Annotated in this window: 25 protein-coding genes; 10 read left to right on the top strand and 15 right to left on the bottom strand. The window is 62.9% G+C overall.

Features of this window, described 5'->3' with window-relative positions; all coding sequences use genetic code 11:
* Positions 1–452 precede the first annotated feature (452 nt).
* Positions 453–920: a GNAT family N-acetyltransferase gene (locus AC3IQ7_RS09795; protein ID WP_489209270.1), complete on the bottom strand. Its 468-nt coding sequence runs from the start codon at positions 918–920 to the stop codon at positions 453–455.
* Positions 921–969: 49 nt separating this feature from the next.
* Complete coding sequence (locus AC3IQ7_RS09800) at positions 970–1,737, bottom strand: XAC2610-related protein (protein ID WP_489209272.1); 768 nt, start codon at positions 1,735–1,737, stop codon at positions 970–972.
* 70 nt (positions 1,738–1,807) lie between these two features.
* Between AC3IQ7_RS09800 and AC3IQ7_RS09805 the strand changes: the two genes are divergently transcribed.
* On the top strand, positions 1,808–2,464 hold the full coding sequence (locus AC3IQ7_RS09805; RefSeq protein WP_099380060.1) for a tetratricopeptide repeat protein: 657 nt from the start codon (positions 1,808–1,810) through the stop codon (positions 2,462–2,464).
* On the opposite strand, the gene AC3IQ7_RS09810 is transcribed toward AC3IQ7_RS09805, so the two are convergent.
* The 7 genes from AC3IQ7_RS09810 to AC3IQ7_RS09840 all read right to left on the bottom strand — a co-directional run bounded on the left by AC3IQ7_RS09810 (position 2,451) and on the right by AC3IQ7_RS09840 (position 11,623).
* Complete coding sequence (locus AC3IQ7_RS09810) at positions 2,451–3,428, bottom strand: ribonuclease Z (protein WP_489209274.1); 978 nt, start codon at positions 3,426–3,428, stop codon at positions 2,451–2,453. The two genes, AC3IQ7_RS09805 and AC3IQ7_RS09810, sit on opposite strands and share 14 nt — an antisense overlap.
* A gap of 46 nt (positions 3,429–3,474) precedes the next feature.
* Complete coding sequence (locus AC3IQ7_RS09815; RefSeq protein ID WP_322427961.1) at positions 3,475–4,968, bottom strand: metal-dependent hydrolase family protein; 1,494 nt, start codon at positions 4,966–4,968, stop codon at positions 3,475–3,477.
* A gap of 143 nt (positions 4,969–5,111) precedes the next feature.
* On the bottom strand, positions 5,112–5,957 hold the full coding sequence (fdhD, locus tag AC3IQ7_RS09820; RefSeq protein ID WP_489209277.1) for a formate dehydrogenase accessory sulfurtransferase FdhD: 846 nt from the start codon (positions 5,955–5,957) through the stop codon (positions 5,112–5,114).
* A 16-nt stretch (positions 5,958–5,973) separates the two neighbouring features.
* Positions 5,974–6,894, bottom strand: a complete 921-nt coding sequence (locus AC3IQ7_RS09825; RefSeq protein WP_489209279.1) for a bestrophin family protein — start codon at positions 6,892–6,894, stop codon at positions 5,974–5,976.
* A 12-nt stretch (positions 6,895–6,906) separates the two neighbouring features.
* Positions 6,907–7,887: a cytochrome d ubiquinol oxidase subunit II gene (locus tag AC3IQ7_RS09830; RefSeq protein WP_489209281.1), complete on the bottom strand. Its 981-nt coding sequence runs from the start codon at positions 7,885–7,887 to the stop codon at positions 6,907–6,909.
* 30 nt (positions 7,888–7,917) lie between these two features.
* Positions 7,918–9,297 carry a cytochrome ubiquinol oxidase subunit I gene (locus AC3IQ7_RS09835; protein WP_489209283.1) on the bottom strand — a complete coding sequence of 460 codons (1,380 nt, stop codon included), beginning with the start codon at positions 9,295–9,297 and terminating at the stop codon, positions 7,918–7,920.
* A 13-nt stretch (positions 9,298–9,310) separates the two neighbouring features.
* Positions 9,311–11,623 carry an FdhF/YdeP family oxidoreductase gene (locus AC3IQ7_RS09840; RefSeq protein ID WP_489209285.1) on the bottom strand — a complete coding sequence of 771 codons (2,313 nt, stop codon included), beginning with the start codon at positions 11,621–11,623 and terminating at the stop codon, positions 9,311–9,313.
* Positions 11,624–11,734: 111 nt separating this feature from the next.
* Here AC3IQ7_RS09840 and AC3IQ7_RS09845 point away from each other — a divergent pair, with 111 nt between their 5' ends.
* Both AC3IQ7_RS09845 and moaA read left to right on the top strand, forming a co-directional pair.
* Positions 11,735–12,070: a helix-turn-helix domain-containing protein gene (locus AC3IQ7_RS09845; RefSeq protein WP_489209287.1), complete on the top strand. Its 336-nt coding sequence runs from the start codon at positions 11,735–11,737 to the stop codon at positions 12,068–12,070.
* Positions 12,071–12,173: 103 nt separating this feature from the next.
* Complete coding sequence (moaA, locus tag AC3IQ7_RS09850; protein ID WP_489209289.1) at positions 12,174–13,241, top strand: GTP 3',8-cyclase MoaA; 1,068 nt, start codon at positions 12,174–12,176, stop codon at positions 13,239–13,241.
* A 9-nt stretch (positions 13,242–13,250) separates the two neighbouring features.
* Here the strand turns inward: moaA and AC3IQ7_RS09855 are convergent, their stop codons facing one another.
* Positions 13,251–14,672, bottom strand: a complete 1,422-nt coding sequence (locus AC3IQ7_RS09855; RefSeq protein ID WP_322427968.1) for an aminotransferase-like domain-containing protein — start codon at positions 14,670–14,672, stop codon at positions 13,251–13,253.
* Positions 14,673–14,844: 172 nt separating this feature from the next.
* On the opposite strand from AC3IQ7_RS09855, the gene AC3IQ7_RS09860 reads away from it, so the two are divergent.
* The 3 genes from AC3IQ7_RS09860 to msbA all read left to right on the top strand — a co-directional run bounded on the left by AC3IQ7_RS09860 (position 14,845) and on the right by msbA (position 18,179).
* Positions 14,845–15,807: a Dyp-type peroxidase gene (locus tag AC3IQ7_RS09860; RefSeq protein WP_322427969.1), complete on the top strand. Its 963-nt coding sequence runs from the start codon at positions 14,845–14,847 to the stop codon at positions 15,805–15,807.
* 44 nt (positions 15,808–15,851) lie between these two features.
* Entirely contained in the window at positions 15,852–16,235 is a 384-nt protein-coding gene (locus tag AC3IQ7_RS09865; protein ID WP_099380069.1) for a hypothetical protein, read from the top strand.
* 108 nt (positions 16,236–16,343) lie between these two features.
* Positions 16,344–18,179 carry a lipid A export permease/ATP-binding protein MsbA gene (msbA, locus tag AC3IQ7_RS09870; protein WP_099380070.1) on the top strand — a complete coding sequence of 612 codons (1,836 nt, stop codon included), beginning with the start codon at positions 16,344–16,346 and terminating at the stop codon, positions 18,177–18,179.
* A gap of 4 nt (positions 18,180–18,183) precedes the next feature.
* On the opposite strand, the gene AC3IQ7_RS09875 is transcribed toward msbA, so the two are convergent.
* The gene (locus tag AC3IQ7_RS09875; RefSeq protein ID WP_099380071.1) at positions 18,184–18,579 is read right to left on the bottom strand and encodes a hypothetical protein; all 396 of its coding nucleotides are present in this window, start codon (positions 18,577–18,579) and stop codon (positions 18,184–18,186) included.
* 77 nt (positions 18,580–18,656) lie between these two features.
* On the opposite strand from AC3IQ7_RS09875, the gene AC3IQ7_RS09880 reads away from it, so the two are divergent.
* Together AC3IQ7_RS09880 and AC3IQ7_RS09885 are read left to right on the top strand one after the other, a co-directional pair.
* Positions 18,657–19,784: a toxin-antitoxin system YwqK family antitoxin gene (locus tag AC3IQ7_RS09880; RefSeq protein WP_489209292.1), complete on the top strand. Its 1,128-nt coding sequence runs from the start codon at positions 18,657–18,659 to the stop codon at positions 19,782–19,784.
* A gap of 79 nt (positions 19,785–19,863) precedes the next feature.
* Positions 19,864–20,358 carry a MarR family winged helix-turn-helix transcriptional regulator gene (locus AC3IQ7_RS09885; RefSeq protein ID WP_322427973.1) on the top strand — a complete coding sequence of 165 codons (495 nt, stop codon included), beginning with the start codon at positions 19,864–19,866 and terminating at the stop codon, positions 20,356–20,358.
* On the opposite strand, the gene AC3IQ7_RS09890 is transcribed toward AC3IQ7_RS09885, so the two are convergent.
* Positions 20,348–21,688, bottom strand: a complete 1,341-nt coding sequence (locus AC3IQ7_RS09890) for a chloride channel protein (protein ID WP_489209295.1) — start codon at positions 21,686–21,688, stop codon at positions 20,348–20,350. The two genes, AC3IQ7_RS09885 and AC3IQ7_RS09890, sit on opposite strands and share 11 nt — an antisense overlap.
* A gap of 114 nt (positions 21,689–21,802) precedes the next feature.
* A complete protein-coding gene (nhaR, locus tag AC3IQ7_RS09895) occupies positions 21,803–22,702 on the bottom strand; it encodes a transcriptional activator NhaR (protein WP_099380075.1) in 900 nt (299 codons plus the stop codon).
* A 158-nt stretch (positions 22,703–22,860) separates the two neighbouring features.
* Between nhaR and AC3IQ7_RS09900 the strand changes: the two genes are divergently transcribed.
* Both AC3IQ7_RS09900 and AC3IQ7_RS09905 read left to right on the top strand, forming a co-directional pair.
* Positions 22,861–23,823 carry a TerC family protein gene (locus AC3IQ7_RS09900; protein WP_035826186.1) on the top strand — a complete coding sequence of 321 codons (963 nt, stop codon included), beginning with the start codon at positions 22,861–22,863 and terminating at the stop codon, positions 23,821–23,823.
* A 69-nt stretch (positions 23,824–23,892) separates the two neighbouring features.
* Positions 23,893–24,294, top strand: coding sequence for a TerB family tellurite resistance protein (locus AC3IQ7_RS09905; RefSeq protein WP_099380076.1), 402 nt, complete (start codon positions 23,893–23,895; stop codon positions 24,292–24,294).
* A gap of 6 nt (positions 24,295–24,300) precedes the next feature.
* Here AC3IQ7_RS09905 and AC3IQ7_RS09910 read toward each other — a convergent pair whose 3' ends face one another.
* Together AC3IQ7_RS09910 and AC3IQ7_RS09915 are read right to left on the bottom strand one after the other, a co-directional pair.
* The gene (locus AC3IQ7_RS09910) at positions 24,301–24,654 is read right to left on the bottom strand and encodes a YnfA family protein (RefSeq protein ID WP_099380077.1); all 354 of its coding nucleotides are present in this window, start codon (positions 24,652–24,654) and stop codon (positions 24,301–24,303) included.
* Positions 24,651–25,865 carry a sugar diacid recognition domain-containing protein gene (locus AC3IQ7_RS09915; RefSeq protein ID WP_489209298.1) on the bottom strand — a complete coding sequence of 405 codons (1,215 nt, stop codon included), beginning with the start codon at positions 25,863–25,865 and terminating at the stop codon, positions 24,651–24,653. The genes AC3IQ7_RS09910 and AC3IQ7_RS09915 overlap by 4 nt, the downstream gene beginning before the upstream one ends.
* Between the last annotated feature and the right edge of the window lie 135 nt (positions 25,866–26,000).

Below are 26,000 nucleotides of genomic sequence, written 5' to 3' on the forward strand. Positions count from 1 at the left end.
CTAGTTTGACCGTTTAAGTTCAGTCATTTTTGTAAAATGTGATATTCATTTTACCTAGGGGTAACATAAAAACATTTATTTGCACTAAATGTCAATTTTATCTATATGCTTTACTCTTATTTACAACAGTAAAGATTTTCTTTACATAAGAGCGTGCTGAATTTTTCGCCATGGAGGAAGCTGGGGAGGGGGCGGAGAGGCGGGGAAGCGACAAGGCGAATACCAGGAAACGCGTCGTTCATCACTCAACAGACGTTATTCTAAACTATTGCTTTGATAGTAAGTTATGTGCATGACAAACTATCAATGAAGAATTTGTGACAAGCTGGAGGGGGCCGACAATGGCGCGTGACGTACCTCCCTTGTGTCTGGACGTACGCCACGCTTCGGGCCCTAGCAGACGAGTGAAGCGATCCGGCCAGCGGCCTGCGGCCGGACGCATTCCTGTTATATCAGTGGAACAGAAACTCCAGCACATCGTCGCCATACTTGTCCGTCTCGCCCGTCGCCGTCCAGCCCAGGTAACGGTAAAAGCCGTAGGAGCGCGAAGCGGGATCGCTGGAGCAGCCGAGGAATAGCCGTTGGTGGCCCTGCGCGCGCAGTTCCGTCATCACCAGTTCCAGCAAGGTCTTGCCGATGCCTAAGCCTTCGAATTCCGGCAGCAGGGCCAGGACGATGATTTCGCCCGTGTCGCGCTCGCCAAAGCAGTAGCCTACCAGCTGGCCGTCGTGATGGCAGGCCTGGCCAGGCAGGCTGCCCGAGCGCATCATTTCCGCCCAGGTGACGGCCGTGATGCCCACTTCCGCCAGGCGTTCCTCGGAAACGGCGTTTTGCCGTGTCTTGCCGCGCAAGGCGATAAAGGCCGGGGTGTCTTCCGTCCTGGCGGGATGGAAGGTAATCGATGCTGGGTGTGTCGTCATGTATTAACTCGATGGTGTCGGATGAATGGCGGGCAGGACAGGATTAAAATCATTCCCAAGGTTTGCGCATGATTTTCGCGTGACGCTGCCAGTCAACTACTTTTGTATTCTCGATGGCCTGCTGGCCGGGATTGCCGCTATCGATGATTTCATCCTTGACGATGATCAAGGCGTCTTTTTCATTCAAGCGGTATTCCCGATAGCGCTCGCAATCCTGTTCGCGCCGGGCGGTGGTGATTAATTTGTCAGCCCGCCACGCATAGCTGTCTTCATAAAAACATTGCGCGGCGCAGCCGCAATTGGGGATGCCGCCTTCGATTTTTTGATCGGCTGTGCTGATATCCAGATTCGGAATGGCAGACATGGGTTGATTGAAACGGTATTGCTTCGCCGGCGCATCCCACAGCCATACATCGGAACAGCGGATGCGTCCCTGGCTATCCGTGTAACCGGTAAGCCACAGGTCGGCATGGCCGTCGAAATTCATGTCGACCAGCAGCGCATGCAAATTGCCCGTGCCGCTGGTGCTGCAACTGCCAGGTATCCACTGCTTCCCGATTTTCAGCTGGTACGTCTGTTTTTCATCGTGATTCGCATAGCGGATATCGGCCGCTTGCCGTACTTTGCCTGTCGCGGCTTTGTCCAGGTGCAAGGTGCCGCCATAAACCGAGGTGGAAATCAGGGATAAAAGCAGAACAATCAATTTCATGGCGTTATTCTTGGGCGGATATTGGGCCCCAAATGTAGGGCACAATGCCCCGATTATATCGGGCGGAGAATGATGATAACGCATGATTTGGGCAATGTGCCACACCATTCCCTATCGTGCATTCTGCGCGGAACAGTGCTGTGTACAATGCCCAAAAATCCCCGAATAAGGAATTCTGATGACATCCTCTCCCGAATCTTTGAATGAAGCGGGCATTCTCGCTTATAACGACGGTCAGCACGCCGAGGCATTCAGGCAATTCGACGCGGCTGCGCGCACCGGCGATCCTGCCGGCCAGCATTTATTGGCCAGCCTGTATTACCAGGGCCATGGCGTGACGCAAGACTTGCCGAAAGCGGTGGAACTGTTCACGGCAGCCGCGCAGGCGGGCTTTCCGCCGTCGCTGGCCAATCTGGCCCTGATGTATGCGAGCGGTGATGGCGTCGCGCAAGACATGGCGCAATCGCTTGCGTATGGCCGCCAGGCGGCCGAGGCGGGCGATGGCCAGTCGCAATTCAACCTGGCGCAGGCCTACCGCAAGGGGGTTGATGTGCCGCAAGACTTCGCCGAGGCGGCCTTCTGGTACAAGCAGGCGGCCGAAGCCGGTTCCCTGTCGGCGCAGAACGAATACGGCTTGCTGTACGCGCAAGGGCAGGGCGTGGAACTCGACTACGTGCAGGCGTATGCGTGGATCGCCATGCCGGCCGAGGCGGGCAGCGCACAATCGATCAAGAACCGCGACCAGTTGCTGGAAATCCTCACGCCGTCACAGCAGCAGGCGGCGCGCGCGCTGGCGGCAGAGTATGCGGCGCAGTATGGCGTCAATCCCCACTAGATTTCTTTGCCGGCAGCTTGCTGAGCACACCTGCCGCATCGAGTTCATAGCTGTCGAAATCGCGCGCGAGGAATAGTTCACCCGAGTAATGCAGCCGGGCTTCCGCTTCCAGCTCGGCCATGCCGTCCGCATGGTGATAGCGGGCGCTGAAGTGGGTGAGGATCAGGTTCGGCAAGCGGGCCGCTTCGGCGAACTGCGCCACGCGCTGCACGGAACTGTGCGTGGGGCCGGGGCCCACTTTCTGCAGCATGGCTTCCGTGTAGGTGGCTTCATGCACGAGCAGTTGCGCGCCGGCACAGGCGTCCGTCAGCAACGCTGGCGTGTCGTTGTCGCCGCCAATCACCACCGTGGCGCGCTGCGTGTCCGTCTGGCGGAAGGTGGCGGCGTTCAATACCGTGCCATCGTCCAGGATCGCATCCTGGCCAGCCTGCAAGAGTCCCCAGGCGGGGCCGGGCGGCACGCCGGCTGCCTGCAGGGCCGCCTTGTCCAGCTTCCACCTGCTTGTTTCCAGCGCAAAACGATAACCGACGCTCGGGGCGCGGTGCGACAACGCATGGCGTGAGATGGTCAAGCCCGCCTCCTCATGCACGACTGGCGCGCTGTCCACGTCGATATGAATCAAGGGGTACGTCAAAAACAGTTCCGTGTGCAGCAGGGTGGCGTCGATCCAGGCCTTGATGGCGGCCGAGGCGATCAGCAGCAAGGGCTTCTTGCGTCCCGTCATCGAGGCGCTGGCCAGCAAGCCAGGCAGCCCATAGCTGTGGTCGCCATGCACGTGGGTGATGCAGATGCCCACCAGGTCGTGCACGGACAGGGGCAGGCGCTGCAGCCGGTGCTGCGTGGCTTCGCCGCAATCGATCATCCACCAGTCGCGGTTGTGCGTGGTTTGCAGGGCCAGCGACGTGACGTTGCGGTGGCGCGTGGGCACGCCGGAAGACGTGCCGAGAAAAGTCAGTTTGAACATGGGCGCATTATGCGGCAAGCCACCGCCGTTGCCAACGCGCCAGCCTTCAGCTTGCCCGTGGCGCGCTCAATTTGTCCTTGTAGATGCGCCCGTTCTTCATGATCAGCAGCAGGCTTTCTTCCGGCTGGGCGAGGAAATCGAGGTTCTTCGTGGGATCGCCATCGGCCACCAGCAAGTCGGCAAACGCGCCCACGGCCAGCTTGCCCAGGGTGCCCGGATAGGGCGAGCGCTGGCCGGACAGGGCCAGCAGTTCGCCATTCTGCCCCGTCGCCTGCGCCAGCAAGGTCAGGGGATCGTAAAAGCGCGTGAGTTTCGCCAGTTGGCGGCCTTGCGTGGGCGTGTTTTTCGCGCTGAACAGGATGTCTGTGCCCCAGCCCGTCCTGATGCCGTACTTTTGCGCCAGCGCATACGCCTTCACCGTGCCTTCGGATACGATGGTTTGGCTGGCCTTGCGCGCCGCATCGGGGTAGACATTCGCATCCGCGTCTTGCAGGAAAGGCTGCAGGCTCCACCACGTGCCCGTGTCGCGCATCAGGCGCACGGCATCGTCGTCCGCCAACTGGCCATGTTCGATGCTGCGCACGCCTGCGCGGATGGCCCGCTGTATGCCTTTCGGCGTGTAGACGTGGGTCATCACATACGTGCCCCAGTCGGCGGCCGCTTCCACGCCGGCGCGCAGTTCGCGTTCCGAATATTGCGTGCTGTCGAGCGGGTCGTACATCGAAGCAACGCCGCCGCCGGCCATCATCTTGATTTGCGTCGCGCCCAGCATCAGCTGCTCGCGCACGCGGCGCAGCACTTCCGCCTCGCCATCGGCGATCATGGCCATGCCCGCCGTTTCCGCCATGCCCAGCGGCGCGTTGGCCGCGCGGGGAATTTCCGAGCGCAGGCGGAAGTCGCCATGGCCCGAGGTTTGCGAAATCATGGCGCCCGAGGGGAAGATGCGCGGACCGTCGACGATGCCTTCATCGATGGCGCGTTGTAAAGCAAAGGCGGGGCCGCCAGGATCGCGCACGGAGGTAAAGCCGCGCAGCAGGGTGCGCTGCGCTTCCTGCGCCGCCACCAGATACAGATAGCCAACGTCGGACGTCATGGCCGTCACCTGGTTGATGGCGGCCAGCATGGTGTGCCAGTGGGCGTCGATCAGGCCCGGCATCACCAGCTTGCCCTGGCAATCGATGACGTGCGCGCCTTCCACCTTCTCGCCGGCCGGCAACAGGGCGGTAATGGTCGGGCCTGTCACCAGCACGTGGATACCGGAGCGGGGCGTCTTGCCCGTGCCGTCGAACAGGCGCAGATTGGTCAGCAGCAGGGGGCGCTGGGGCGTTTGCGGCTGCTGGGCGATGGCGTTGCTGGTGGACAGGCCGATGAAGGGCGCCAGCATGGCGGCCGCGCCACCGAGAAACTGCCGGCGCCGCATGTCCGCCATCACCCGCTGATGCAGGATGGTGAAGACGGTGCCGCCGCAATCGCAGGCACGCGGCTTCAAGCCGCCCGTTTGCCACGTATCCATCAGATGCTGCTCTTGTGCCAGGGCCATCGCCGCCATCCTTTCATCGCTGCCGCGCCAGCATAGTGGCTGCAGGCAAAGTTAACAATAGGAAACTATTGTCATAGTTGGCCTGCAGCGGCGGCAAGTCAAGCGTGCACTTGCTTTACGGCAAAGAATGTAGCATCGGCTGTTCAAGGTGCATGCTGGCCGCTATTTCCCCTTTCGCCCGCCGTGTAATCGACAAAGCCGTCGCGGCGGCAAAAGCTGGCCAGCTGCATGCCGGCCTGGCGCGCGATGCGGATGGCCAGCGAGGTGGGCGCCGAGATGGTGGCGACGAGCCCGATATGCATGCGCGCCGACTTGCGCACCAGTTCATAGCTGGCGCGGCTGGACAGGAAGACGAAGCCGTCGTGCATGGCGATGCGGTGCAGCGCCAGGTAGCCGATCAGTTTATCCAGGCCGTTATGCCGGCCCACGTCCTCGAACACTTTCACGATGGCGCCCTCGGCCGTGCACCAGGCGGCCGCATGCACGCCGCCCGTCTTGTGCATCAATTCCTGGTAGGGCAGCAGTTCGCGCGCGGCGCGGCCGAGGATGGCGCTGCTGGCGACCAGCGGCGGCAGGGGGCGCGTGATCTTTTCCGGCACCAGGTCCAGCAGGGCCAGGCTTTCGATGCCGCACACGCCGCAGCCCGTGCGCCCCGTCAGAGCGCGGCGGCGAGCCTTGAGCTTGATCAAATCCGGCTGGGCGATGGTCAGCCGCACTTCCGCGCTGTCCGCGCCGCAGCACACGTCGAGGTCGTAGATATCGCGCACGCTGCCGACGATGCCTTCGGTCAAGGTAAAGCCGACGGCGAATTCCTCAAGGTCGCGCGGCGTGGCCATCATCACCGCGTGGGCGATGCCGTTGTAGACGAGGGCCACGGGATACTCCTCGGCCACCATGTCGTGGCCCGCCGTGGCCACGCCGGCCTGGTGGCGCACCATGGGAACTTCCAGAAATCCATCGCGTTCGATGGTGGTAATGTCGCATTCCATGATGTGTGTTCTCCCGTTAATTGATTTGATAGCGCGGACAAGGCCGTATCGAAGGCGGCAGCGGGTCGCCATGCAATTCCAGCAGCGAGCGTTCCGTTTCCCGCGTCATGGCGTTCAGGGCCAGGCAGTTGGGCGCCAGGCCGAATGGTTCTGCGATCTGCTGCGCGATGGCTTCCAGCGCAAACAGGGTGTAGGCAACAAACACGGAAATGAGGGGCGTGGCCACGCCGATGGCGTCCACCAGGCCCAGCGGCAGTAAAAAACAGTACATGTAGACGGTGCGGTGCACCAGCACGCCATACGGATACGGAATCGGCGTGTTCTTGATGCGCTCGCAGCCGGCCACGGTGGCGGCCAGGTCGTTGAGCTGGGTGTCGAGCATCCACAGCAGCTGGGTCTGGCCCGGCTGGCGCTGCACGGCGTCGTGCAGCATGGCGCGCACGGAATGGAGCACGGCGACGGGTTTGAAGTTGAGTCCCTGCAAGCGCTGCACGTCCTCGGCCGGCAGGTAGCGCGCCAGGTCTTGCTGCGGGTCCGTCTGGCGTAGCTGGTGCTTGAGCGCATACACGAAAGCGATCAGGCGGCGCAGCAGCAACTGGTGGTCGAGGCCGCTCGTTTCCTGTGGCAGATACGTGAGCACCTGCGAAGCAAGGGCCCGCGCGGCGATCAGCAATTGCCCCCAGATATGCCGCGCCTCGACGAAGCGCGCATAGCTGGCGTTGTTGCGAAAGCCGAGAAAGATCGCCAGGCTGATGCCGACCATGGGAAACGGCGCCGTATCGAGTGGAATCTTGACGCCGAAGATACGGCCATCCGTCAGCAGGGCCAGCGAACTGACGACCAGCATCAGCAGCAATTGCGGGATGATGGCTTGCAGCACCGAGCCATCCCAGACGAACAGCATGCGGAACCAGTTGGTGGTAGGCCGAATGATCATATTTGATTTCGCTCAATGCTTGCGAGGCACGACCTTGCCCTCGAAGACGTAGTATTGGAACAGGTTGTAGCCGATCATGATCGGCAGCATGGAACCCATGCCGATCAGCATGAAGATCAGGGTCGGCTCATCCGATGCCGCCGCCGCGATGCTCAGCTTGCCCGGCACGAGGTCGGGGAAGAAGCTGATGGCCAGGCCCGCAAACGAGGCCAGGAACAGCACGATGGCGCCGCGGAACGGTCCGCGCACGCCATTCACGTGCACGGCCCACAGGATGTAAATAAAAGCGCTGGCGGCGATGGCGGCCAGGGCCAGCAGCACGCCGAACACGCCCGGCTGCGCCCAGCGGTCGTGGCCGATGGCGCTGAAGACCATGGTGCCGGCCGACAGCACGATGGCGGCCGCGACAGTCGCCAGCACGCTGGCCGTCGCATAGCGGCGCGCCGCCGCTTCCAGCTGGCCGCCCGTCTTCTTGATCAGGTAGGTGCTGCCCAGCAGGCAATAGCCGGCTACCACGCCCAGCGCCGTGCACGCCGTGAAGATGCCGCTCAGCCATCCCGGCTGCAAGCCCGTGATGACCTCGCCCAGCACCACGCCCTGCGCCACGGCGGCCAGCAGGCTGCCCACGCCGAAGATCAGGTCCCACAGGCGCTTGTTGCCGGCCGCATGGCGGAACTCGATCGAGGCGCCGCGCATGATCAGGCTGGCGATCAGCAGCATGATGGGAATGTACAGCCCTTCCAGCAAGGTGGCGTAGGCGCTGGGGAAGGCGCCGAACAGGGCGCCGCCCACCACCACCAGCCAGGTTTCGTTGGCGTCCCACACATGGGCGATCGATTGAAAGATCAGGTTGCGTTCCTGCTCGCGGCGGGTGAACAGGCTGAGGATGCCCACGCCCAGGTCGAAGCCGTCCGTGACCACGTAAAAGATCAGCATCAGGCCGATCAGGCCGAACCAGGCATTGCCCAGCATGGCATGCGAATTGATATCCATTACAAACTCCTTGATTGGTAGGGGCGCATTTCAGTACCCCATGGCATGGGCAGCGTCCGGCAGCGGCAGCGCCACATCCGGGCCTTGTTGCAGCCATTTCTTGGCAAACACGAAGAAAGTGACAAACAGCACGATGTAAAACACGAAGAACATCAGCATGCTGCCGGCCACGGCATGGGCCGCCACGTTGGAGACGGCGTCGCGCGTGCGCAGCAAGCCGTACACGACCCATGGCTGGCGTCCCACTTCGCGCACGATCCAGCCGCACTCGACGGCGATATAGGGCAACGGTATCGTCAGCACCCAGGCCAGCAGCAGCTTGCGATTGCGCACGAACTCCTGCACCCGCCCACCTACCTTGCGCCAGGCGACGAAGGTCCAGAACGACAGCAGCACGAACCACATGCCGATGCCGGCCATGGCGCGGAAGGCGTAGTACAGCAGCGGCAGCATGGGCGGCTGGTCTTCGCGGGCGATGTCGGCCAGGCCCGTGATCTTGCCCGTGGCGCTATGCGTGGCGATCACGCTGAGCATGCCCGGCACTTCGATGGACCAGTCATTCTTTTGCTCCGCCTGGTTGGGCCAGGCCAGCAGGGACCAGGCCGCGCCTTCGCCATCGGGATTCGTGTGCCAGTGGCCTTCGATGGCCGCGCCCTTGGCGGGCTGGGTCTTGAAGACGTCGACGCCGCTCGAATCGCCGAGCCACACTTGCAACGGTGCAATGACCAGCAGCAGCATCAGCGCCAGCTTGAACGAGCGGGCGAAGAAAGCCGGTTCGCGGCGTTTGAACATATACCAGGCGGAAATGCCGGCGATGACGAACAAACCCGTTTCCACGGCGGCCACCCACATGTGGCCCACGGCCCAGGCCATGTCGGGATTGAATATGGCGGCCACGTAATCGGTGACGATGATCTTGCCGTCCACCACGCGCACGCCGGCCGGCGTCTGCATCCAGGAATTGGCGACCATGATCCAGAACGAGGAAATGCTTGAACCGAGCGCCACCATGCCGGTGGCAAACAGGTGCACGCCTTTCGGTACGCGGCCCCAGCCGAACATCATGACGCCGATGAAGCCCGCTTCCAGCATGAAGGCCATGGCGCCTTCGAAGCCGAGGATGTTGCCGATAAACTGGCCGGAATGGTGCGAGAACGGCGCCCAGTTGGTGCCGAACTGGAATTCCAGGGGAATCCCGCTGACGACGCCGACGGCAAAGTTGAGCACCAGCAACTTGCTCCAGAAGCGCGCGTGGCGGTAGTAGACGGGGTCGCTGGTGCGCAGCCACAGCGCCTCGACAACGAACAGGAACAGTGACAGGCTGATCGTCAATATGGGCCACAGGATGTGGAAGATGGCCGTCATCGCAAATTGCGCGCGCGACAGGTCCAGGGTATCGAAACCGAACATGGCGTTCTCCTGATCAGCTGAGGGCGGCGGAAGGCGACAGCAGCACGGGGATGGATTTGAAGGTCGGCGTGCGCGAGCCTTCGCCCACGCTGTCGAGCGGCACCAGCGGATTGGTTTCCGGGTAGTAGGCGCCGATGCAGCCGCGCGGGATGTCGTACTCGACCAGCAGGAAGCGGTCGGCGCGGCGTTCGATGCCGTCATGCCACACGCCGATCAGGTCGACCCAGTCGCCGGCCGCAAAGCCCAGCATGGCCAGGTCGTCCTTGTTGATGAAAACCACGCGGCGCTGGCCGAACACGCCGCGGTAGCGGTCGTCCATGGCATAGATCGTCGTGTTGTACTGGTCGTGCGAACGCGTGGTCATCAGCACCATCAGGCGCTCGCCATATTGCTGGCGCGCACGGTGGATCGGCGTGTCCAGTTCCACGGCGTTGACGAGGAATTGCGCCTTGCCGCTGTCCGTCTTCCATACGCGTTCGCGCGAGGCGATTTTCAGGTGGAAACCGCCTGGCTTGGCTATGCGCAAGTTGTAGTCGAAAAAGTCGTCAAAAACTTGTTCGATGGAATCGCGCAACAGCGCATAGTTGCCGGAAAAGCGCAGCCAGTCGATCTTTTCGCTGCCCAAGGTCGCTTGCGCCATGCCGGCCACGATGGCGATTTCCGAGCGCAGATTGGGCGAGGCGGGCTGGTTCATGCCAAACGAGATGTGCACCATGCTCATCGAATCTTCCACCGTCACGCCTTGCGCCACGCCTTCCTGCACGTCGATTTCCGTGCGGCCCAAAGTCGGCAGGATCAGCGCATCCTTGCCATGCACCAGATGGCTGCGGTTGAGCTTGGTAGCGATGTGCACGGTCAGGTCGCACGAGCGCAGCGCATCCCACGTGCGCGGCGTGTCCGGCGTGGCCATCGAGAAATTGCCACCGAGCGCGACAAACACTTTGACTTTCTTTTCCAGCATGGCTGCGATGGTGCCGACGGCGTCGTAGCCGTGGTGGCGCGGCGGCTCGAAGTTGAAGACCAGGCCCAGGCGGTCGAGGAATTCCTTGGTCGGCTGTTCCTCGATGCCCATGGTGCGGTCGCCCTGCACGTTCGAGTGGCCGCGCACGGGGCACAGGCCCGCGCCGCGCTTGCCGATATTGCCGCGCAACATCATCAAGTTCGACAGGATTTGCACGGTGGCCAGCGAATTCTTGTGCTGCGTCACGCCCATGCCCCAGGTGGCGATGACGGCCTTGCCCTTCACATAGATCTGCGTCAGTTCCTCGATCTTGTCGCGCGCCACGCCCGATTCGGCCAGCAGCAAGTCCCAGCTTTCGGCGCGCAGGTCGGCTGCGAACGCTTCGAAGCCCTTCGTGTGCTCGGCGATGAAGGTGCAGTCGAGCACGCGCTCCTGGCCGTGGGCGATGGCCTCGTCATCGAGCTCGACGACGCGCTTGGCCATGGCCTTGATCAGCGCGAAGTCGCCGCCCAGAGTGGGGCAGATGAACAGCGAGCAAATGTTCGTGCTGCCGCCCGTGAGCATTTCCAGCGGATGCTGGGGGCTCGTGAAGCGCTCCAGGCCCCGTTCGTGCAATGGGTTGATGGACACGATGGTGGCGCCACGGCGCGACGCTTCGCGCAATTCTCCCAGCATGCGCGGGTGGTTGGTGGCGGGATTCTGGCCGAACAGCAGCAGGGTGTCCGCATGTTCGAAGTCGTCCAGCAGCACCGTTCCCTTGCCGATGCCGACCGTTTCCGGCAAGCCGCGGCTGGTCGCTTCGTGGCACAGGTTGGAGCAATCGGGGAAATTGTTGGTGCCGTAGGCGCGCACGAACAGCTGATACAGGAAAGCGGCTTCGTTGCTGGCGCGGCCAGACGTATAGAAGGCGGCCTGGTTCGGGTCGTCCAGCGCGTGCAAGTGGTGCGCTACAAGGGCGAAGGCGTCGTCCCAGGAAATGGCCTGGTATTTGTCGCTGGCAGAGTCGTACACCATGGGGTCCGTCAAACGGCCATGTTGCTCCAGATCATAGTCCGACTGCTCCATCAATTCGGTGACCGTGTGTTCCTGGAAAAACTCTGGGCGCACGCGCTTGCTCGTCGATTCGGCGGCCACGGCCTTGACGCCGTTTTCGCAGAATTCAAACGTCGACGCGTGTTCGCGGTCGGGCCAGGCGCAGCCGGGACAGTCGAAACCGTCGGGCTGGTTTTGCTCGAACAGCGAGCGGTAATTGCCCGCGCTGACTTTTTCCTTGAACAGGTTGATGGCCACATACTTGAGGGCACCCCAACCGGCCGCGGCATGGGTGTAGGGCGCGATGCGCGCGTCGGACTTTGGCTTGCTCATGATGACTCTCCTGGTGATATGCGATGGGACAATCACATGGTAGGGGCGGCGAACCGCCCGGTAGGCGCACAGTTCCGGACAAAAAAACAGAGTACAGATGGCAAGACGACGATGCCGGTCGCGCCGGCGCCGGCCGTGATTTATGATGTGCACAAGGAGAAAAACATGCACAAGGAAGACAAGGAGGACGGAGTCGACGCGGCGCTGATAGCCCTGCTGGCGCTGCTGTGGGAAGCACGACAGGAGGCGCCGGAGAAACCGTGGTCGCTGGCCAAGCTGGCCAAGCGGGCAGGAGTACAGATGAGCACTTTGCTGCGCCAGCTCAATGCGCTGTCCAGTGCGGGACTGGCCAACGTAACGACGGCGGAGAACGGCGGTGGCAGCGCTTCGCTGAGTACGGCGGGCGCCGAGCTGTGCGCCAGCGTGTTCGCGCCACCAGGAGAGTAAAGCCGAATCTGTACTCTATCGCATGGCGCCGGACTGTACCTCATTGAGTGCCTGCTTTCGTCCTATGCTACTTCCAGACGAACGCAATCAAGGGGGAAGCACAATGAACACCATCAGGTATCCGCAGCCAGACCATATTGAACCCTGCGTGGACATGCTGGGCCGTCCCCTGACGGACTTGCGCATTTCCGTCATCGATCAGTGCAATTTCCGCTGCACCTATTGCATGCCGGCCGAGCTGTACCCCAGCGATTACCCGTTTCTTCCCTCCAGCGAGCGCCTGTCCTTCGCGCAGATCGAAACGCTGGCGCGCGCCTTCGTGCGTCTGGGCGTGGATAAAATCCGCATCACGGGCGGCGAGCCGCTGCTGCGCAAGAATCTGGAGCAGCTGATCGAGACGCTGGCGAAGCTCACCACGCCGGACGGGCGCGCCGTGAGCATCGCGCTGACGACGAATGGCAGCTTGCTGGCGGCCAAGGCGCGCTCGCTGAAGGATGCTGGCCTGGACCGCGTCACCGTCAGCCTCGACAGTCTCGATAACGGCATTTTTCAGCGCATGAATGGCGTCGATTTTCCCGTCGAGAAAGTGCTGCACGGCATTGAGGTGGCGCAAGCTGTGGGCTTGAACCCCGTAAAGGTCAACATGGTCGTGCAGAAAGGCGTCAACGACAGTCAGATCGTGCCGCTGGCGCGCCATTTCCGCCACACGGGCGTGATCCTGCGCCTGATCGAATTCATGGACGTGGGCGGCATCGGCGCCTGGTCGCGCACGCACGTCGTCACGTCTGACGCGGCGCGCGCGCTGATCGCCGCCGAATTCCCCCTCGTGTCGCTGGGCGAAGGCAAGCCTGTCCTGCACGAGACGGCCAGCCGCTATCGTTATCTCGATGGCGGCGGCGAAGTGGGCTTCATTTCCAGCGTGTCGCAGCCGTTCTGCGGCGACTGCAGCCGCGTGCGCGTCTCGTCGGACGGCAAGCTGTTTACCTGTTTGTTCGCCCAGGACGGCCTCGACCTGCTGCCCCAGCTTGATACCGGGCAAGGGCTGGAAACCCTGCTGCGCCAGCACTGGCAGCGGCGTGGCGACCGCTACTCGGAAGTGCGCGGCGCACTGGCCCAGCTTGGCGGGCGCAAGCAGTATCCCACCGTGCGCATGTCGCTGGTGGGCGGATGAAGGATGGGCCTAGAGGAATTCGGTGATGAGTTTGCCGAGCAGGATAATGGCTTGCTCGACGCCCACGCTCCACGGATAGCTGTAGTTGAGGCGGATGCAATGCTTGTAGGCCTGGCTGACGGAAAACATGCGCCCCGGACCCACCGTGATCTTGCATTCCAGCGCGCGCCGGTACAGCTGCATGGAATCTATGTCGCCGGGCAGCTCCACCCACAGCACGTAGCCGCCCTGCGGGTGCGAGATTTTCGTGCCAGCAGGAAAGAAGCGCTGCACGGCGGCAGCCATGATGCGCGCCTGCTGGGCATAGGCCTTGCGGGTGCGGCGCAGATGCTGTTCGTAGCCATCGTTTTGCAGGTATTCGGCAATCGCCAGCTGCGGAAACGAGGACGTGGCCAGGGTGTTGAGGAATTTGAGTTCCTCCACCTTGCCCCGGTAGCGTCCGGCCAGGGCCCACCCCACGCGCTGCGCGGAACTGAGGCTTTTGGAAAACGAGGAACAGTGCAGCACCAGGCCCTTGCGGTCGTAGGACTTGAGCGAGGACGGGTGGGCGTCGCCGTAGTACAGCTCGTTGTAGACGCCGTTTTCGATGGCGGGCACGTCGTGCTGCTCCAGCAGCTGGACCAGGGCACGCTTGCGCTGGTCGGACATTTGAAAGCCCAGCGGATTCTGGAAGTTCGGCATCACCATGACGGCGGCGATCGGTTGCTGGGCCATGATGTCGGCCAGCGCCTCGATGCTGATGCCTTCATACGGATCGGTGGACACTTCCACCACTTTCATGCCCAGCCGTTCGACGGCCATCAGCATGGCATAGAAGGTGGGCGACTCGACGGCGATGGTGTCGCCCGGCTTGGCCACGGCTTGCAGGCACAGGTTGATGGCTTCCGTGGCGCCTACGGTGACGATGATTTCGTCGGGATCGACGGCCAGGCCGTTTTCCATGTAGCGGCGGGCAATTTCGCGGATCAGCTGCGGGTTGCCCGGCGGCAGGTCGTCCGTCACGCTCCACGCGCGGTTGCGGCGCGCCACGGTGCCCGCATACTGGTTGATGCGTTCCCACGGAAACAGCGACGGATCGGGGTAGGGCGAGCCCAGCGGTATGGCGTCATGCAAGCCGATCGAGCGCAGGGTCGACAGCACCAGGCGGCTGACGTGCACTTCCGCCGGCACGGGGCTGGGATGCGAAGCCTGCATGCACAAGGACGGTGTGGCCGCATCGCTGGCCCGCTGGCGCACGAAGTAGCCGGACTGGGGCCGGCTTTCGATCACGCCCATGCCTTCCAGCTTGACGTAGGCGCGCAGCACCGTGGTGATGCTCAACTTGTGCTGCTGGCTGGTCTGGCGCACGGACGGAATGCGTTCGCCGGGCAGGAGCACGCCCTTGTCCACCAGTTGCTCGATGTCGCTGACGAGCTTTTCATACAATTTCATGCAATGGTATCCATTCTTATTCTTGCTCTACGTCATTGCATTATCGTCCAATTCATGACTACCTATAGTTACAGTTATCGCATGTTGCCTAAAGTATGTTGCCTAAATGAAACTGCCATCCGGCACTTCTGGTTTAAGATCCACATAGAAAACAAAAAGAGGAACATTGGTTATGGCAATTCCACAAAGCATGCTGTCGGTCGTCGCGCGCGACGAAGTGCATTTGCAGTTCAATGTGAAGGCCGGCGTCGACCTGCGGCAGCTGTTCAAGTTACTTGGAAAGCTGTGGGAGTCCGAAGTCACGGGTATCCTCGATCCCACCCTGAACCGCCACCATCAGTTGACGGGCGGCACGGCCAATGTGGTGCTGGGATTTAAGCCCGAGCTGTGGCGCGCCGCCTGCCCCGGCTGCGTGCCGGACAACATGGCCTCGTTCGCGCAAGACCTGGTAGGCGTCAATGGCAAGACGGCGCCGGCCACGCAGCATGATTTCTGGGTCTGGATCACGCAGTCGAACGCGGCCACCCTGTACGACAGCATGCGCACGACGCTCACGCTTTTGAGTCCCTTCGCCGAGCTGGCCAGCGAGCAGGTGTGTTTTCCGTATCACAATAACGTGACCTTCGACGGTTTTGCCGACGGCGTCGCCAATCCGAATCCGTTTCGCGCCAACGGCGTGGCCATCATTCCGGATGGCGAAGCGGGCGCGGGCGGTTCGACCGTGCTGCTGCAAAAATGGCGCATGGATGTGGAGCGCCTGCGCGCCTTGCCTGTGCATGCGGCGGAGCAGGTGTGGGGCCGCACCAAGGCCGGCAGCCATGAATTGTCGCCGCTGCCTGTCGATTCCCACGTGGGCCGCAACCAGTTCATCCGCGATGGCGAGGAAGTCGATATCGTGCGCCGCAATGCCAATTACGCCAATGCCGGCGAAGCGGGCGTCATGTTTGTCGGTTTTTGCAAGGACATCACAGTGACCATGGGCATGCTGCGGCAAATGTACGGCGTAGGCTATGATGGCGTCACCAAGACGGACCGGCTGCTGGATTTTTCCACGGCGCTGTCGTCGGCGATCTATTTTGTGCCCAGCATCGATGCCTTGCTGGCCGTGGGTATTTCGCCGGCGGATCCCGGCTAAGGACCGCTCCAGCGGTCCCTATTTTCACTTTAAAGGAGTTTTCCATGCGTATTCGTCCCGCCACACTACTGTCCGCCCTGATCTTCGGCAGCGTCGTCTTCAGCGCTTCCGCTTCCGCCGTCGGCCTGGGTTTCCTGGCCGATACGCCGATGGCCTACCTGAACAAGAACGACAAGCCCGTCTTCGTGAAAGCCGTCACCGACGTGCTCAATGACAAGAAGGATGGCGAAACCGTGCAATGGAGCAATGAAGGCTTGCGCAATTCCGTGCGCATCGCCGCCGAGATCACGGCCAGCGATACGCAAAAGACGGAGGCGCAAACGTGCCGCAAGGTGCAGGTGGGCTTGAGCGCCAAGGGCCAGGAACAGACCCTCAAGCTGACGGTCTGCAAGGCCGGCACGGCCGCCTGGAAAGTGGCGAAGAGCTGATCGTCCGTGCATTTCCCTTGCCGGTTCTGCACCGGCAAGGTACGACTTTCTCATACGTAAGTGTTGCAGCGGTTAGAATCACGTTTTACCCTCACTTTTCTCACCTGCATGCAGCAAAGTCGCCTCCTGTTCTTCCGCCTGGCCGGCCAGTTTCGCCGCTATGGCGCCATCGTTGCCGCTACCTTGCTGGCCGTGGGCGTGGCGTCCGCCACCGATGTGTTGTTAATCCGCCAGTTGCAAAACGTCGTCGACGCCATGCGCGCGACGGCCAGCACGCAGGTCGCGCCCGCGTCCGGCGTGATGGGCATGTTGCAGGGCTGGGTCGACCGTTTCTTGCCGGCACAGGCGGGGCAGGTGGACTTGTGGGTGATTCCCGCCACCATCCTGGGCCTGGCCGTGCTGCGCATGGTGTCGAGCTTTGCCGGCGATTATGGTTCCGTCTGGTTATCGAGCCGGGTGCAGGCCGATTTGCGGGAAAAGATGTTCGCCACCATCATGCGCCTGCCCAGCCGCTTTTTCGATACCACCACCACCAGCCTGACGCAGTCGCGCGTGGCCTTCGACGCCAGCCAGGTGTCGCAGGCGGGCTTGAACGTGCTCAACGTGATGGTGCGCGATTCCGTCGCCACCGTCGGCTACCTGATTTTATTGTTCAGCATTGACGTCAAGCTGGCCCTGTTCTGCATGGCCTCGATGCCCATCGTGGCCATCGTTGTGACCCTGGCGGGACGCCGCATGCGCCACCTGAGCAAGAGTTCGCAGCAAGCCGTGGGCGAGCTGACGTCCGTGCTCGACGAAAGCATCGGCGGCCAGCGCGTCGTGAAAATCTTCGGTGGCCAGGATTATGAACAGGCGCGCTTCGTCAACGTGGTCAAGCGCAACCGCCAGCTGGCCGTCAAGCACGCGGCCACCTCGGCCATGAATTCCGGCTTCATCATGATGCTCGTTGGCATTACCCTGTCGTCCGTCATCTATTTCGCCATGTTGCGCGCGCAAAGCGGCGCCATCACGCCGGGCGCCTTCGTCGCCTTCATGGGCGCGCTGATGGCGATGCAGTCGCCGATCAAGAATTTGACGAAGATCAATGAGCCGCTGCAGCGGGGCCTGGCTGCGGCCGAGTCCGTCTTCGGCCTGATCGACACGCCGCTGGAACCGGACCCGGGCACCATCGCGCCCGTCACGGTGCACGGCAATCTGTCCCTGCAGAACGTCAACTTCCGCTACAACAGCGACGATCCCGATGCACCCACGGCCTTGAGCGACATCACGCTCGACATCCGCGCCGGCGAAACGGTGGCCCTGGTGGGCGGCTCCGGCGGTGGCAAGACAACCTTGCTGGGCTTGCTGCCGCGCTTCTATGACGTCAGCGGCGGCCAGATCCTGCTCGACGGCGTGGACCTGCGCGATTACGCCTTGCTGGCTCTGCGGCGCCAGTTCGCCCTCGTCAGCCAGGATGTGATTTTGTTCAATGACACGATGGCGGCGAATATCGCGTATGGCGACCCGGCCCCGGACCAGGACAGGATCGAAGCGTCGGCGCGCGCCGCCTACGCGCACGACTTCATCATGCAGTTGCCGCAGGGCTACGAGACCCAGGCGGGGCAGAACGGTTCGCGCCTGTCGGGCGGGCAACGCCAGCGCCTGGCCATCGCCCGCGCCCTGTACAAGGATGCGCCGATCCTCTTGCTCGACGAAGCGACCAGCGCACTGGACACGGAGTCGGAGCGTTCCGTGCAGGCGGCGCTGGAAGTGCTGATGCGCAACCGCACCACCATCGTCATCGCCCACCGCCTGTCGACCATCGAAAGCGCCGACCGCATCGTCGTCATGCAGGGCGGGCGCCTGGTGGAAGCGGGCAGCCACACGGACTTGCTGCAGCAGGGCGGCGCGTATGCGCGCCTGCATGCGAGCCAGCTGTCTCCCGTCAAGGATGGCGTGGCCTAGCACCTTAGAACACGTGAATTTCCTGTAATACCAGCGTGGCGCCCTCCACGCGGAACGTGGCGGTCAGATCCGACCAAACGCCATTCAGGGGCAGCGAATGGCGCGCTTCGGCAAGCGCCGCGCCGCCGTCCTGGCCAGCCAGGCGCTCGACGCAGCGCTCATGTGGCGCGCCGCTAGCTTGGGCTGCCGGCGTGACGCGATACGCCGTGCCATCCGCATACGGCTCCGGCGAACCATACCCTTCGATCACGGCGCGCAGCAGCGCCGGCGTCCAGCCGTAGTACGCGTCGTGCGCCGTGCGCGCATGGGCGCACGCGTAATCGCCGCGCGCCAGGTCGGAGATCCAGGCATCGATGATGTCCAGTATCTGGGTGTCGCTGGGGGCGGCGGGCAAGTGCATGGATTTCTTTCGTGACGGGGGAAAACGTTGCTTTCCATTATGATGGCGCCCACACAATAACATTGCAATGGAACACAATGCAGACACCACAGACGATGCGCTGGCTGCTGGCCGCCGCGCTGGCCATGGGCGCAGCCCTGCCACTGGCGGCACAGGAACAGCCCGAAGGGCAAACGCCAACGCCAACCTTACAGGAGGAAGACCACACCATGTATCTGGATCAAAATTTCATGCCCAGCAACCAGCGCCGCGCCGTGTATGCGCTGCGCACGCCACCCGTGCGCGACGAGGCGCTGGGCGCCTGGCATGTGCGCCTCGAATTTCCCGACACGCCGGGCGTGCTGGCCTTTGAAACCTACACCACGGACCTGGACCTGAGCCAGGTCAGGTTCGTGAATTTTCGCAAGTCCTACTACGAAAATGGCCAACTGCAGCGTGAAACCTACTTCAATGCCCAGGGCGAGGAGCTGCTGGGCGGCTGCGTGTACTTTGAAAATGGCCAGGTCCAGCAGCGGGTGACGGCCTTGCCGAACGGGCGCGACAGCATCTCTGAAACGTACCACGAGAATGGCCAGCTGGCCTACAAGACGCTGTATCACGACGACGAGATGGCCGATGGCGAGCATGTGTCGTATGGCGCGAATGGGGCCGTCAGCAGCCGCTCGTATCAACGCAATGGCAAGATGGATGGCGTGCAGGAATCGTTTTATGACGATGGCAAGCTGTTCCAACGTGGACAGTATGTCGATGGCAAGCGCGAGGGCGAGTTTGTCACGTATGCGCAGGACGGCAGCGTGCTGGGCAAAACCGTCTGGGTGCACGACCAGCCCGACGGCTGGTCGTTTGAAAGCCATGGCAATGGCGTCATGTCGAACAAAACGCTGTACCGGAAAGGTGCCGTGCTCAGCTTGCAAACGTGGGGGCCGAGTGGCCGGCCCGTGTTTGCCTGGCAGAAAGACGCGCAGGGGCGCGACCATGGCGACACGACGGATTGGCATGCCAACGGCGTGCGCGCCAGCGTGACCCCATTCGTCAAAGGCCAGCGCCACGGCTTGCTGCAAACCTGGTACAGCGATGGCAGCCTGCGGCAGATCGTGCCGTACGAACACGGCAAGAAGCACGGCATCGAGCGCCAGTGGGACAAGGCAGGCAAGCTGGTGCTGGAACAGGCGTGGCGCGATGGACAGCCTGTAACGAGCAGTTAGTCGAGCGCATCCTTTGCAGGTATCATGCAGGGATTCCGGCCCGCCAGCAGGCGCGAAGCCGGCAGGATAACTGGAGGCAATGGTGGTGGAAGCGGAAGTATCGGCGATGGCCAGGGCGCAAGGCATGGCCTTGCAAAACATGCGCGTCGTCATGCGCGCGGCGCAGCGCCACTCGGCGCAGATCGAGAAACAATGCGGCGTGTCGGGCGCGCAATTGTGGGTGATGCAGGAATTGCTGGAGCGGCCGGGACTGCGCATGGGCGAGCTGGCCAGCAAGATGTCGATCCACCAGACGACGGCCAGCAACCTGGTCGAGGCGCTGGTCAAGAAAGCCTATGTGCGCAAGGCGCGCGACCAGCCCGACCAGCGCGTGGTCACCCTGACCCTGACGGCGCAAGGACAGGCCGTGATCGCCGGCGCGCCACAGCCGGCGCGCGGCTTGCTGCCCAGCGCGCTGAGCCAGCTCGATGCCGCCAGCCTGGCGCACCTGAACCAGGGCTTGAGCGCCTTGCTGGCCGTCGTCGCTCCCGATGACAGGCAGGCGGGCATGCAACCGTTTCCGTTTACGATGTAGTTTCCCGGCCCGCTTGCTGCTGCGGCAACCGTTGCAGCTGCAATTGCGCCAGCGCCCCGTACAACGGTTCGCTGAGCACGCGCGAGACGGTGCTGGCGACGACGGCGCAGGCCATCAGGCTCAGCACCATGCCGTGGCCATCGACCATTTCCATGACAATAATAAAAGCCGTCAGCGGCGCCTGCGTGGCGGCGGCCAGGAAGCCCACCATGCCCAGCGCGATCAGCGCCGGCGCGTGCGGATAGTGCAGCAGCACGGCGATATCGTGGCCGATGCCGGCGCCGATGGCCAGCGATGGCGCGAAGATGCCGGCCGGCACGCCCGACCAGACGGTCAGCCACGTGGCCACATATTTGAAGGCAACAAAGGCGGGCGCCACGTCGGACGAGCCTTCCAGCATGGCGCGCGTGGCCACGGTGCCGCTGCCGAATGTGGCGCCATGGCTGGCGATGCCGATGGCCGCCACCAGCACACCGCAGACGGTGGCAAACAGCACGGGCCGGCCCTTTCTCCACGCGGACAGTTTTCCCAGCGGATTGCCCCGGGCGGAGGCCAGCAGCAGCCGGGCAAACAGGCCGCCCGCCACGCCTGCGATCAAGGTGACGAGTAAACCCGGCAAGGCCAGCGCCAGGCCGATGGGGCCGGGATGGATGATGCCGAAGTGCGTGGCGTTGCCGTGGATCGACACGGCCATCATGCCGGCCAGCACGATGCCGGCCACGATCAGGCCGCTGTTGCGCTGCTCTGGCGAGCGGGAGAGTTCCTCGATGGCAAACATGACGCCCGCCAGCGGCGTGTTGAAGGCGGCCGCGATGCCGGCCGCGCCGCCGGCCACCAGCAGCGAATGGGCGCTCACCTGCGAGTGGCGCGGCAGCCAGCGGCGCGCGGCCAGCATCACGCCAGCCGCAATTTGCACGGACGGGCCTTCGCGCCCCAGAGACAAGCCGCCCAGCAAGCCCCCCGCCGTCAGGCCGATTTTCGCGGCACTGAGTTTCAACGAGACAAATAGCGAGCGCTGCTCGGGCGCCACGGCCGGATCCAGTGTCGCCATCACTTGCGGGATGCCGGAACCGGCCGCGCCCATCGCGTAGCGGCGCGTCAGCCAGACCAGCAGGGCGGCGCAGGCTGGCGTCCACAGCAGGGCAAACCACCAGGCCTTGCCGTTAAAAAAGAGAAACAGGTCCAGCGCTTCCTCCGCCAGCCACGTAAAACCGACGACGACGAGGCCCGCGATGGCGGCCATGCCGACGACGACGGCGCGCGACCACCACAGGCGCGGGTTGGCAAATTCATGCTTGAAGGCAGAGGGAATATCGTGCAAGTGCTTCATTGCGGCAAGTCCAGGAAGGGGCGCGCAGGGCGTCGGGGAGACTTGCCATTATATAGATGTATTTGTTCAAATGTATTTGCGGGATTTAATTTTGGTATTGCAGTTGCGGAACTGCTACACGAACAGCTCGCGCCGCGCGCTCTGGCTGATGGCGATGGTGGCCGGGTGGCTCAGGCGCCGTTCCGTGGTGATTGCATACACCTGTTCGACGAGGCTGTCGACCCGGCCCAGCGCCACCACGGCGTACTGTTCGCAGACCTGGGGCGCGATGACGGTGGGCGCAAAGAACAGGCCGGCGCCGGACTGGCCGAAGGCTTTCATCATGGCGCTGTCGTCGAACTCGCCTACGATGCGCGGGTGCAGATTGTTGTCGCCCAGCCACTGCAGCAAGCGTCCGTAAATGGCGAAGTCTTCGCCGGGCAGCAGCAGCGGCGCGCCGTCCAGGCATTGCGGAAAGCCCCCCGTCAGGGTGGCGGCCAGCGCTGGTGTGCCGAACAGGGTCATGCCGCTTTCGCCCAGTAAATGGTTAAAGCCGCGCACGCTCAAGTGGGCCGGCATGGGGCGGTCCGCCATGATCAGGTCGAGCCGGTGCACTGCCAGGTCCGCCAGCAGGCTGGCCAGCCGGCCTTCGCGGCAAATGATGCGCAGCGGCTCGGCCAGTCCCAGCGCGGGCGCGACGAGGCGGCAGGCGATCAGTTTCGACACGGAATCGGCGCAGCCCACGCGGAAGGTCGTCGTCGTGGTGCGCGATTGGTCGCGCACGATTTCCAGCAATTCATCGCCCGTGCTGAAGATGCTTTCGGCATGGCTGAGGATGCGCCGCCCCGTGTCCGTCAATTCCAGCTGGCGCCCGCTGCGGCGGAACAGTTCCACGCCCAGGGTGTCGGCAAACTCGCTGAGCTGTCCGGAAATCGATTGCGGCGTCAGGTGCAGCTGCTCGGCCGCGCGCGCGATGCTGCCTGTCTTGGCCACCATCCAGAAATAGCGCAAGTGCTTGAAGTTGAGTGTCGACATGATATTTCCAGGCAATAAATGCATCGAGTTTTTCGATGTATTCTTAAATTATATTCGATTTGTTCGATGTTTATATTCAGACTATGATGGCTGCTCAATTCATGCAAGGAGAGTGCCATGGACTTCAGGATACAAACAGACAGTTGCGGAGGCCGCCGATGAACGGCCTGGAAAGTATTGCTACGGCACCCATGTGGGCCGGCTTCATCGCCTTTGTCCTGGTGATGCTGGCGCTGGACTTGTTCGTCTTCGGCGGCAACAAGGCGCACAAGGTCAGCGTCAAGGAAGCGGCGACGTGGTCGCTCGTGTGGGTCAGCCTGGCCCTGCTGTTCAACGGCGGCCTGTGGTGGTATCTGAACGGCACGGCCGGTCCCGAGATCGCCAACCAGAAAGCGCTGGAGTTTTTCTCCGGCTACCTGATCGAGAAAGCCCTGTCGGTCGATAACGTGTTCGTCTTCCTGCTGATCTTCAGCGCCTTTCAGGTGCCGATCCAGTACCAGCGCCGCGTGTTGATTTATGGCGTGCTGGGCGCGATTGTCATGCGCGCCGTGATGATCATGGCCGGTGCGTGGGTGGTGAGCGAGTTCAGTTGGGTGCTGTACCTGTTCGGCGCCTTCCTGTTGATTACCGGCATGCGCATGCTGGTGGCGGCCGATGCGGAGCCGGACGTGGCGAACAACCCGGTGCTGCGTTTTGCCCGCCGCCACTTGCGGGTGGCCGATGGCGACCACGGCGAACGTTTCTTCGTGGCAAAGGGCGGTTTGCGTTATGTCACGCCGCTGTTCCTGGTGCTGATCCTGATCGAGGTGACGGACCTGGTCTTCGCGGTGGATTCGATCCCGGCGATTTTCGCCATCACGACGGATCCGTTCATCGTCTTCACGTCGAACCTGTTCGCCATCATGGGATTGCGCGCCCTGTACTTCCTGCTGGTGGATGTGGCTGACCGCTTCCACATGCTCAAGTACGGCCTGGCCATGGTGCTGGTGTTCATCGGCGCCAAGATGCTGATCATGCCGTGGTACCACGTGCCGGTGGAAGCATCGTTGCTGGTAGTGGCAGTGCTGATCGTGTCGAGCTGCGTGGCGAGCGTGTTCATCACCCGCAGCGACAAGAAGTAAATGTGGTACGGCGCGCCCCGCGTGGCGGTGGCGCGCCTTTTAATTGACTAATAGAAAGAGTAGAAAATCATGCGTACGTATGAAGTAAATAGTCCCCAGGCAGCGGGACGTATTTTGGCCCTGATGATGGTGGTCGATGGCAACCTGGCCAGCGCCGAGCTGCAAGCGATGCACCGCAGCAAGATCCTCGAGCATATCGACCTGGAACCGGCCGCCTTCCAGCAACTGCTGCAAGACCTGTGTGACGACATGCTGACCTCGACCGTGCATGGCGCCGTGCAGCTGGCCAATGGCGTGATCGACAGCCTGCTCGACGAAATCACCGATCCCGACTTGCGCCGCAAGCTGCTGCAAGCCATGTGGAAGATCGCCGACGCGGACGACTGGCTGGCCGATGGCGAAGCCGTGTTGCTGGCCCGCGCCAGCGCGGCGTGGTCGGCGGAAACGAACTTCCGCGCGCACGCTGCCTGAGGCACATCAAGCCGTCTTGTGCCCCATGGCAATGACGGCGGCGCCGGCCAGGGCCAGGCCCACGCCGGCGATGTCGGTCCAGGCGGGCGTGATGCCGTCCACCAGCCACAGCCATCCCAGCGCCGTGGCGATATAGATGGCGCCATACGTGGCATACACGCGGCCGCTGGCGGCTGGATGCAAGGTCAGCAGCCACACGAAGATCAAGAGGCTGATGGCGGCCGGCAACAGCAGCCAGGCGCTGCCCTTGTTGCTCAGCCACAGCATGGGCAGGTAGCAGCCCAGCAGTTCGGCCACGGCCGTGACAGTAAACAGCCCGAAGGTGCGGGCCAGTCCTGTCCACTCAATGGCGTCGTTCATTGCATTCCTTTTTTTTCAGTCGAGCCGCCATTGTAGACGGGAGAGCCTTCATTGAGCTGCAGGGCAACATACAGCAGCAAACGGTCATCCGTGTCATCCAGGTCCAGCCCTGTCAGTTCGGCGATCTTTTGCAGCCGGTAATCGAGGGTGTTGCGGTGGATGTGCAGGGCCCTGGCCGTGGCCATCGGATGGCTGTGGTGGCGGAACCAGGCGGCCAAGGTGCGCATCAGGGTGCCCGACTTGCGGTCGTGCGCCTGCAGGCGCGCCAGGGTCTGGCGCAGCTGCTCTGCCTGCCAACCGGCTTTCAGGCCGGACAGCAGCACGGGCAGGCTCAGTTCCAGATAGGAAAAAGTAGCTTGCCCGGCATCGCGGGCGCGCCCCACGCGCGCCGTCTGCTTCGCCGATTCATACGAGGCCGTCGCGCCATCGAGGCCCGGCAAGGCCACGCCCATGGACAGGGTGGCGGGCGGCGTGAGCGCCTGCTGCGCCACCTGGTGCAGTTCGAGCAGGCGCTGCCTGGCCTGTGCCGCGCGCGCCTGCTGCGGGCCGCTGGCGGGAAAGGCGTCGAGCAGCACCAGTTCGCCCGGCGAGACGACGGCCATCAGCAGTGACGGCCAGCGGGCCGACAGGTCGGACTGCACTTGCTGCAGCTGCGTCAGCACCTGGTCCAGCCGCTCGCCCGGGCCGTCTCCCGCAGCGGGAATTTCCAGCACGAACATGGCGCGCGGCACGCGCAGATCGACCGCCAGGCGCGCCGCCCACGCCTGCATGCTGGCGTCCGAAATGCCCGTGCGGTAGACGAGCTGGAACACGAATTCCTCGCGGTAGCGTTTTTCGTGCTGCAGCTCGCTGACCAGCCGCGCCTGCTCCAGCATCATTTCCGCCATGGCGCGCACCAGTTCGCCGAACTGGCGCACGGCGTCCGGTTCGCCCGTCAGGCCCAGCACGCCGCAAATCTCGCCGCGCACCGTCAGGGGCAGGTTGATGCCGGCCCGCGTGCCGGGCAGCCTGGCCATGTCGGCCGCGCCGATTTCCACGCTGGCGCGCCGGGCCAGCGCCAGTTGCGCGCCCGGATGCAGGTCCCCCACGCGCTGCGGGTCGCCGCTGGCCAGGATCACGCCGCGCGCATCGATGACGTTCACGCTGAAGGGAATGATGTGCATGGTGCGCCGCACGATGTCTTGCGCCAGGGGAAAGTCGATGCTCGGCATGGGTGTCCGCCTTATGATCTTGTGCATTTGCATGGAATCATCGGACTGAATGCCCAATTTCTTAGGGCATCCGCACGATGACTGTTTCTGCCGTCGATTGTACGATGGGCTGGTCACATCCCATAAAAAAATAGT

It is taken from the genome of Janthinobacterium sp. GL_088 (assembly GCF_057837845.1).

What these genes read in the sequence shown, in the direction of transcription:
- AC3IQ7_RS09855 (WP_322427968.1), bottom strand. Translation starts at nt 14,672, where the DNA reads ATGAAATTGTATGAAAAGCTCGTCAGCGACATCGAGCAACTGGTGGAC.
- AC3IQ7_RS09900 (WP_035826186.1), top strand. Translation starts at nt 22,861, where the DNA reads ATGAACGGCCTGGAAAGTATTGCTACGGCACCCATGTGGGCCGGCTTC.
- AC3IQ7_RS09810 (WP_489209274.1), bottom strand. Translation starts at nt 3,428, where the DNA reads ATGTTCAAACTGACTTTTCTCGGCACGTCTTCCGGCGTGCCCACGCGC.
- AC3IQ7_RS09795 (WP_489209270.1), bottom strand. Translation starts at nt 920, where the DNA reads ATGACGACACACCCAGCATCGATTACCTTCCATCCCGCCAGGACGGAA.
- AC3IQ7_RS09915 (WP_489209298.1), bottom strand. Translation starts at nt 25,865, where the DNA reads ATGCCGAGCATCGACTTTCCCCTGGCGCAAGACATCGTGCGGCGCACC.
- AC3IQ7_RS09910 (WP_099380077.1), bottom strand. Translation starts at nt 24,654, where the DNA reads ATGAACGACGCCATTGAGTGGACAGGACTGGCCCGCACCTTCGGGCTG.
- AC3IQ7_RS09905 (WP_099380076.1), top strand. Translation starts at nt 23,893, where the DNA reads ATGCGTACGTATGAAGTAAATAGTCCCCAGGCAGCGGGACGTATTTTG.
- AC3IQ7_RS09815 (WP_322427961.1), bottom strand. Translation starts at nt 4,968, where the DNA reads ATGGCCCTGGCACAAGAGCAGCATCTGATGGATACGTGGCAAACGGGC.
- AC3IQ7_RS09860 (WP_322427969.1), top strand. Translation starts at nt 14,845, where the DNA reads ATGGCAATTCCACAAAGCATGCTGTCGGTCGTCGCGCGCGACGAAGTG.
- AC3IQ7_RS09830 (WP_489209281.1), bottom strand. Translation starts at nt 7,887, where the DNA reads ATGGATATCAATTCGCATGCCATGCTGGGCAATGCCTGGTTCGGCCTG.
- nhaR (WP_099380075.1), bottom strand. Translation starts at nt 22,702, where the DNA reads ATGTCGACACTCAACTTCAAGCACTTGCGCTATTTCTGGATGGTGGCC.
- msbA (WP_099380070.1), top strand. Translation starts at nt 16,344, where the DNA reads ATGCAGCAAAGTCGCCTCCTGTTCTTCCGCCTGGCCGGCCAGTTTCGC.
- fdhD (WP_489209277.1), bottom strand. Translation starts at nt 5,957, where the DNA reads ATGGAATGCGACATTACCACCATCGAACGCGATGGATTTCTGGAAGTT.
- AC3IQ7_RS09885 (WP_322427973.1), top strand. Translation starts at nt 19,864, where the DNA reads ATGGTGGTGGAAGCGGAAGTATCGGCGATGGCCAGGGCGCAAGGCATG.
- AC3IQ7_RS09845 (WP_489209287.1), top strand. Translation starts at nt 11,735, where the DNA reads ATGCCGGTCGCGCCGGCGCCGGCCGTGATTTATGATGTGCACAAGGAG.
- AC3IQ7_RS09805 (WP_099380060.1), top strand. Translation starts at nt 1,808, where the DNA reads ATGACATCCTCTCCCGAATCTTTGAATGAAGCGGGCATTCTCGCTTAT.
- AC3IQ7_RS09880 (WP_489209292.1), top strand. Translation starts at nt 18,657, where the DNA reads ATGCAGACACCACAGACGATGCGCTGGCTGCTGGCCGCCGCGCTGGCC.
- AC3IQ7_RS09890 (WP_489209295.1), bottom strand. Translation starts at nt 21,688, where the DNA reads ATGAAGCACTTGCACGATATTCCCTCTGCCTTCAAGCATGAATTTGCC.
- AC3IQ7_RS09825 (WP_489209279.1), bottom strand. Translation starts at nt 6,894, where the DNA reads ATGATCATTCGGCCTACCACCAACTGGTTCCGCATGCTGTTCGTCTGG.
- AC3IQ7_RS09875 (WP_099380071.1), bottom strand. Translation starts at nt 18,579, where the DNA reads ATGCACTTGCCCGCCGCCCCCAGCGACACCCAGATACTGGACATCATC.
- AC3IQ7_RS09835 (WP_489209283.1), bottom strand. Translation starts at nt 9,297, where the DNA reads ATGTTCGGTTTCGATACCCTGGACCTGTCGCGCGCGCAATTTGCGATG.
- AC3IQ7_RS09840 (WP_489209285.1), bottom strand. Translation starts at nt 11,623, where the DNA reads ATGAGCAAGCCAAAGTCCGACGCGCGCATCGCGCCCTACACCCATGCC.
- AC3IQ7_RS09865 (WP_099380069.1), top strand. Translation starts at nt 15,852, where the DNA reads ATGCGTATTCGTCCCGCCACACTACTGTCCGCCCTGATCTTCGGCAGC.
- moaA (WP_489209289.1), top strand. Translation starts at nt 12,174, where the DNA reads ATGAACACCATCAGGTATCCGCAGCCAGACCATATTGAACCCTGCGTG.
- AC3IQ7_RS09800 (WP_489209272.1), bottom strand. Translation starts at nt 1,737, where the DNA reads ATGGTGTGGCACATTGCCCAAATCATGCGTTATCATCATTCTCCGCCC.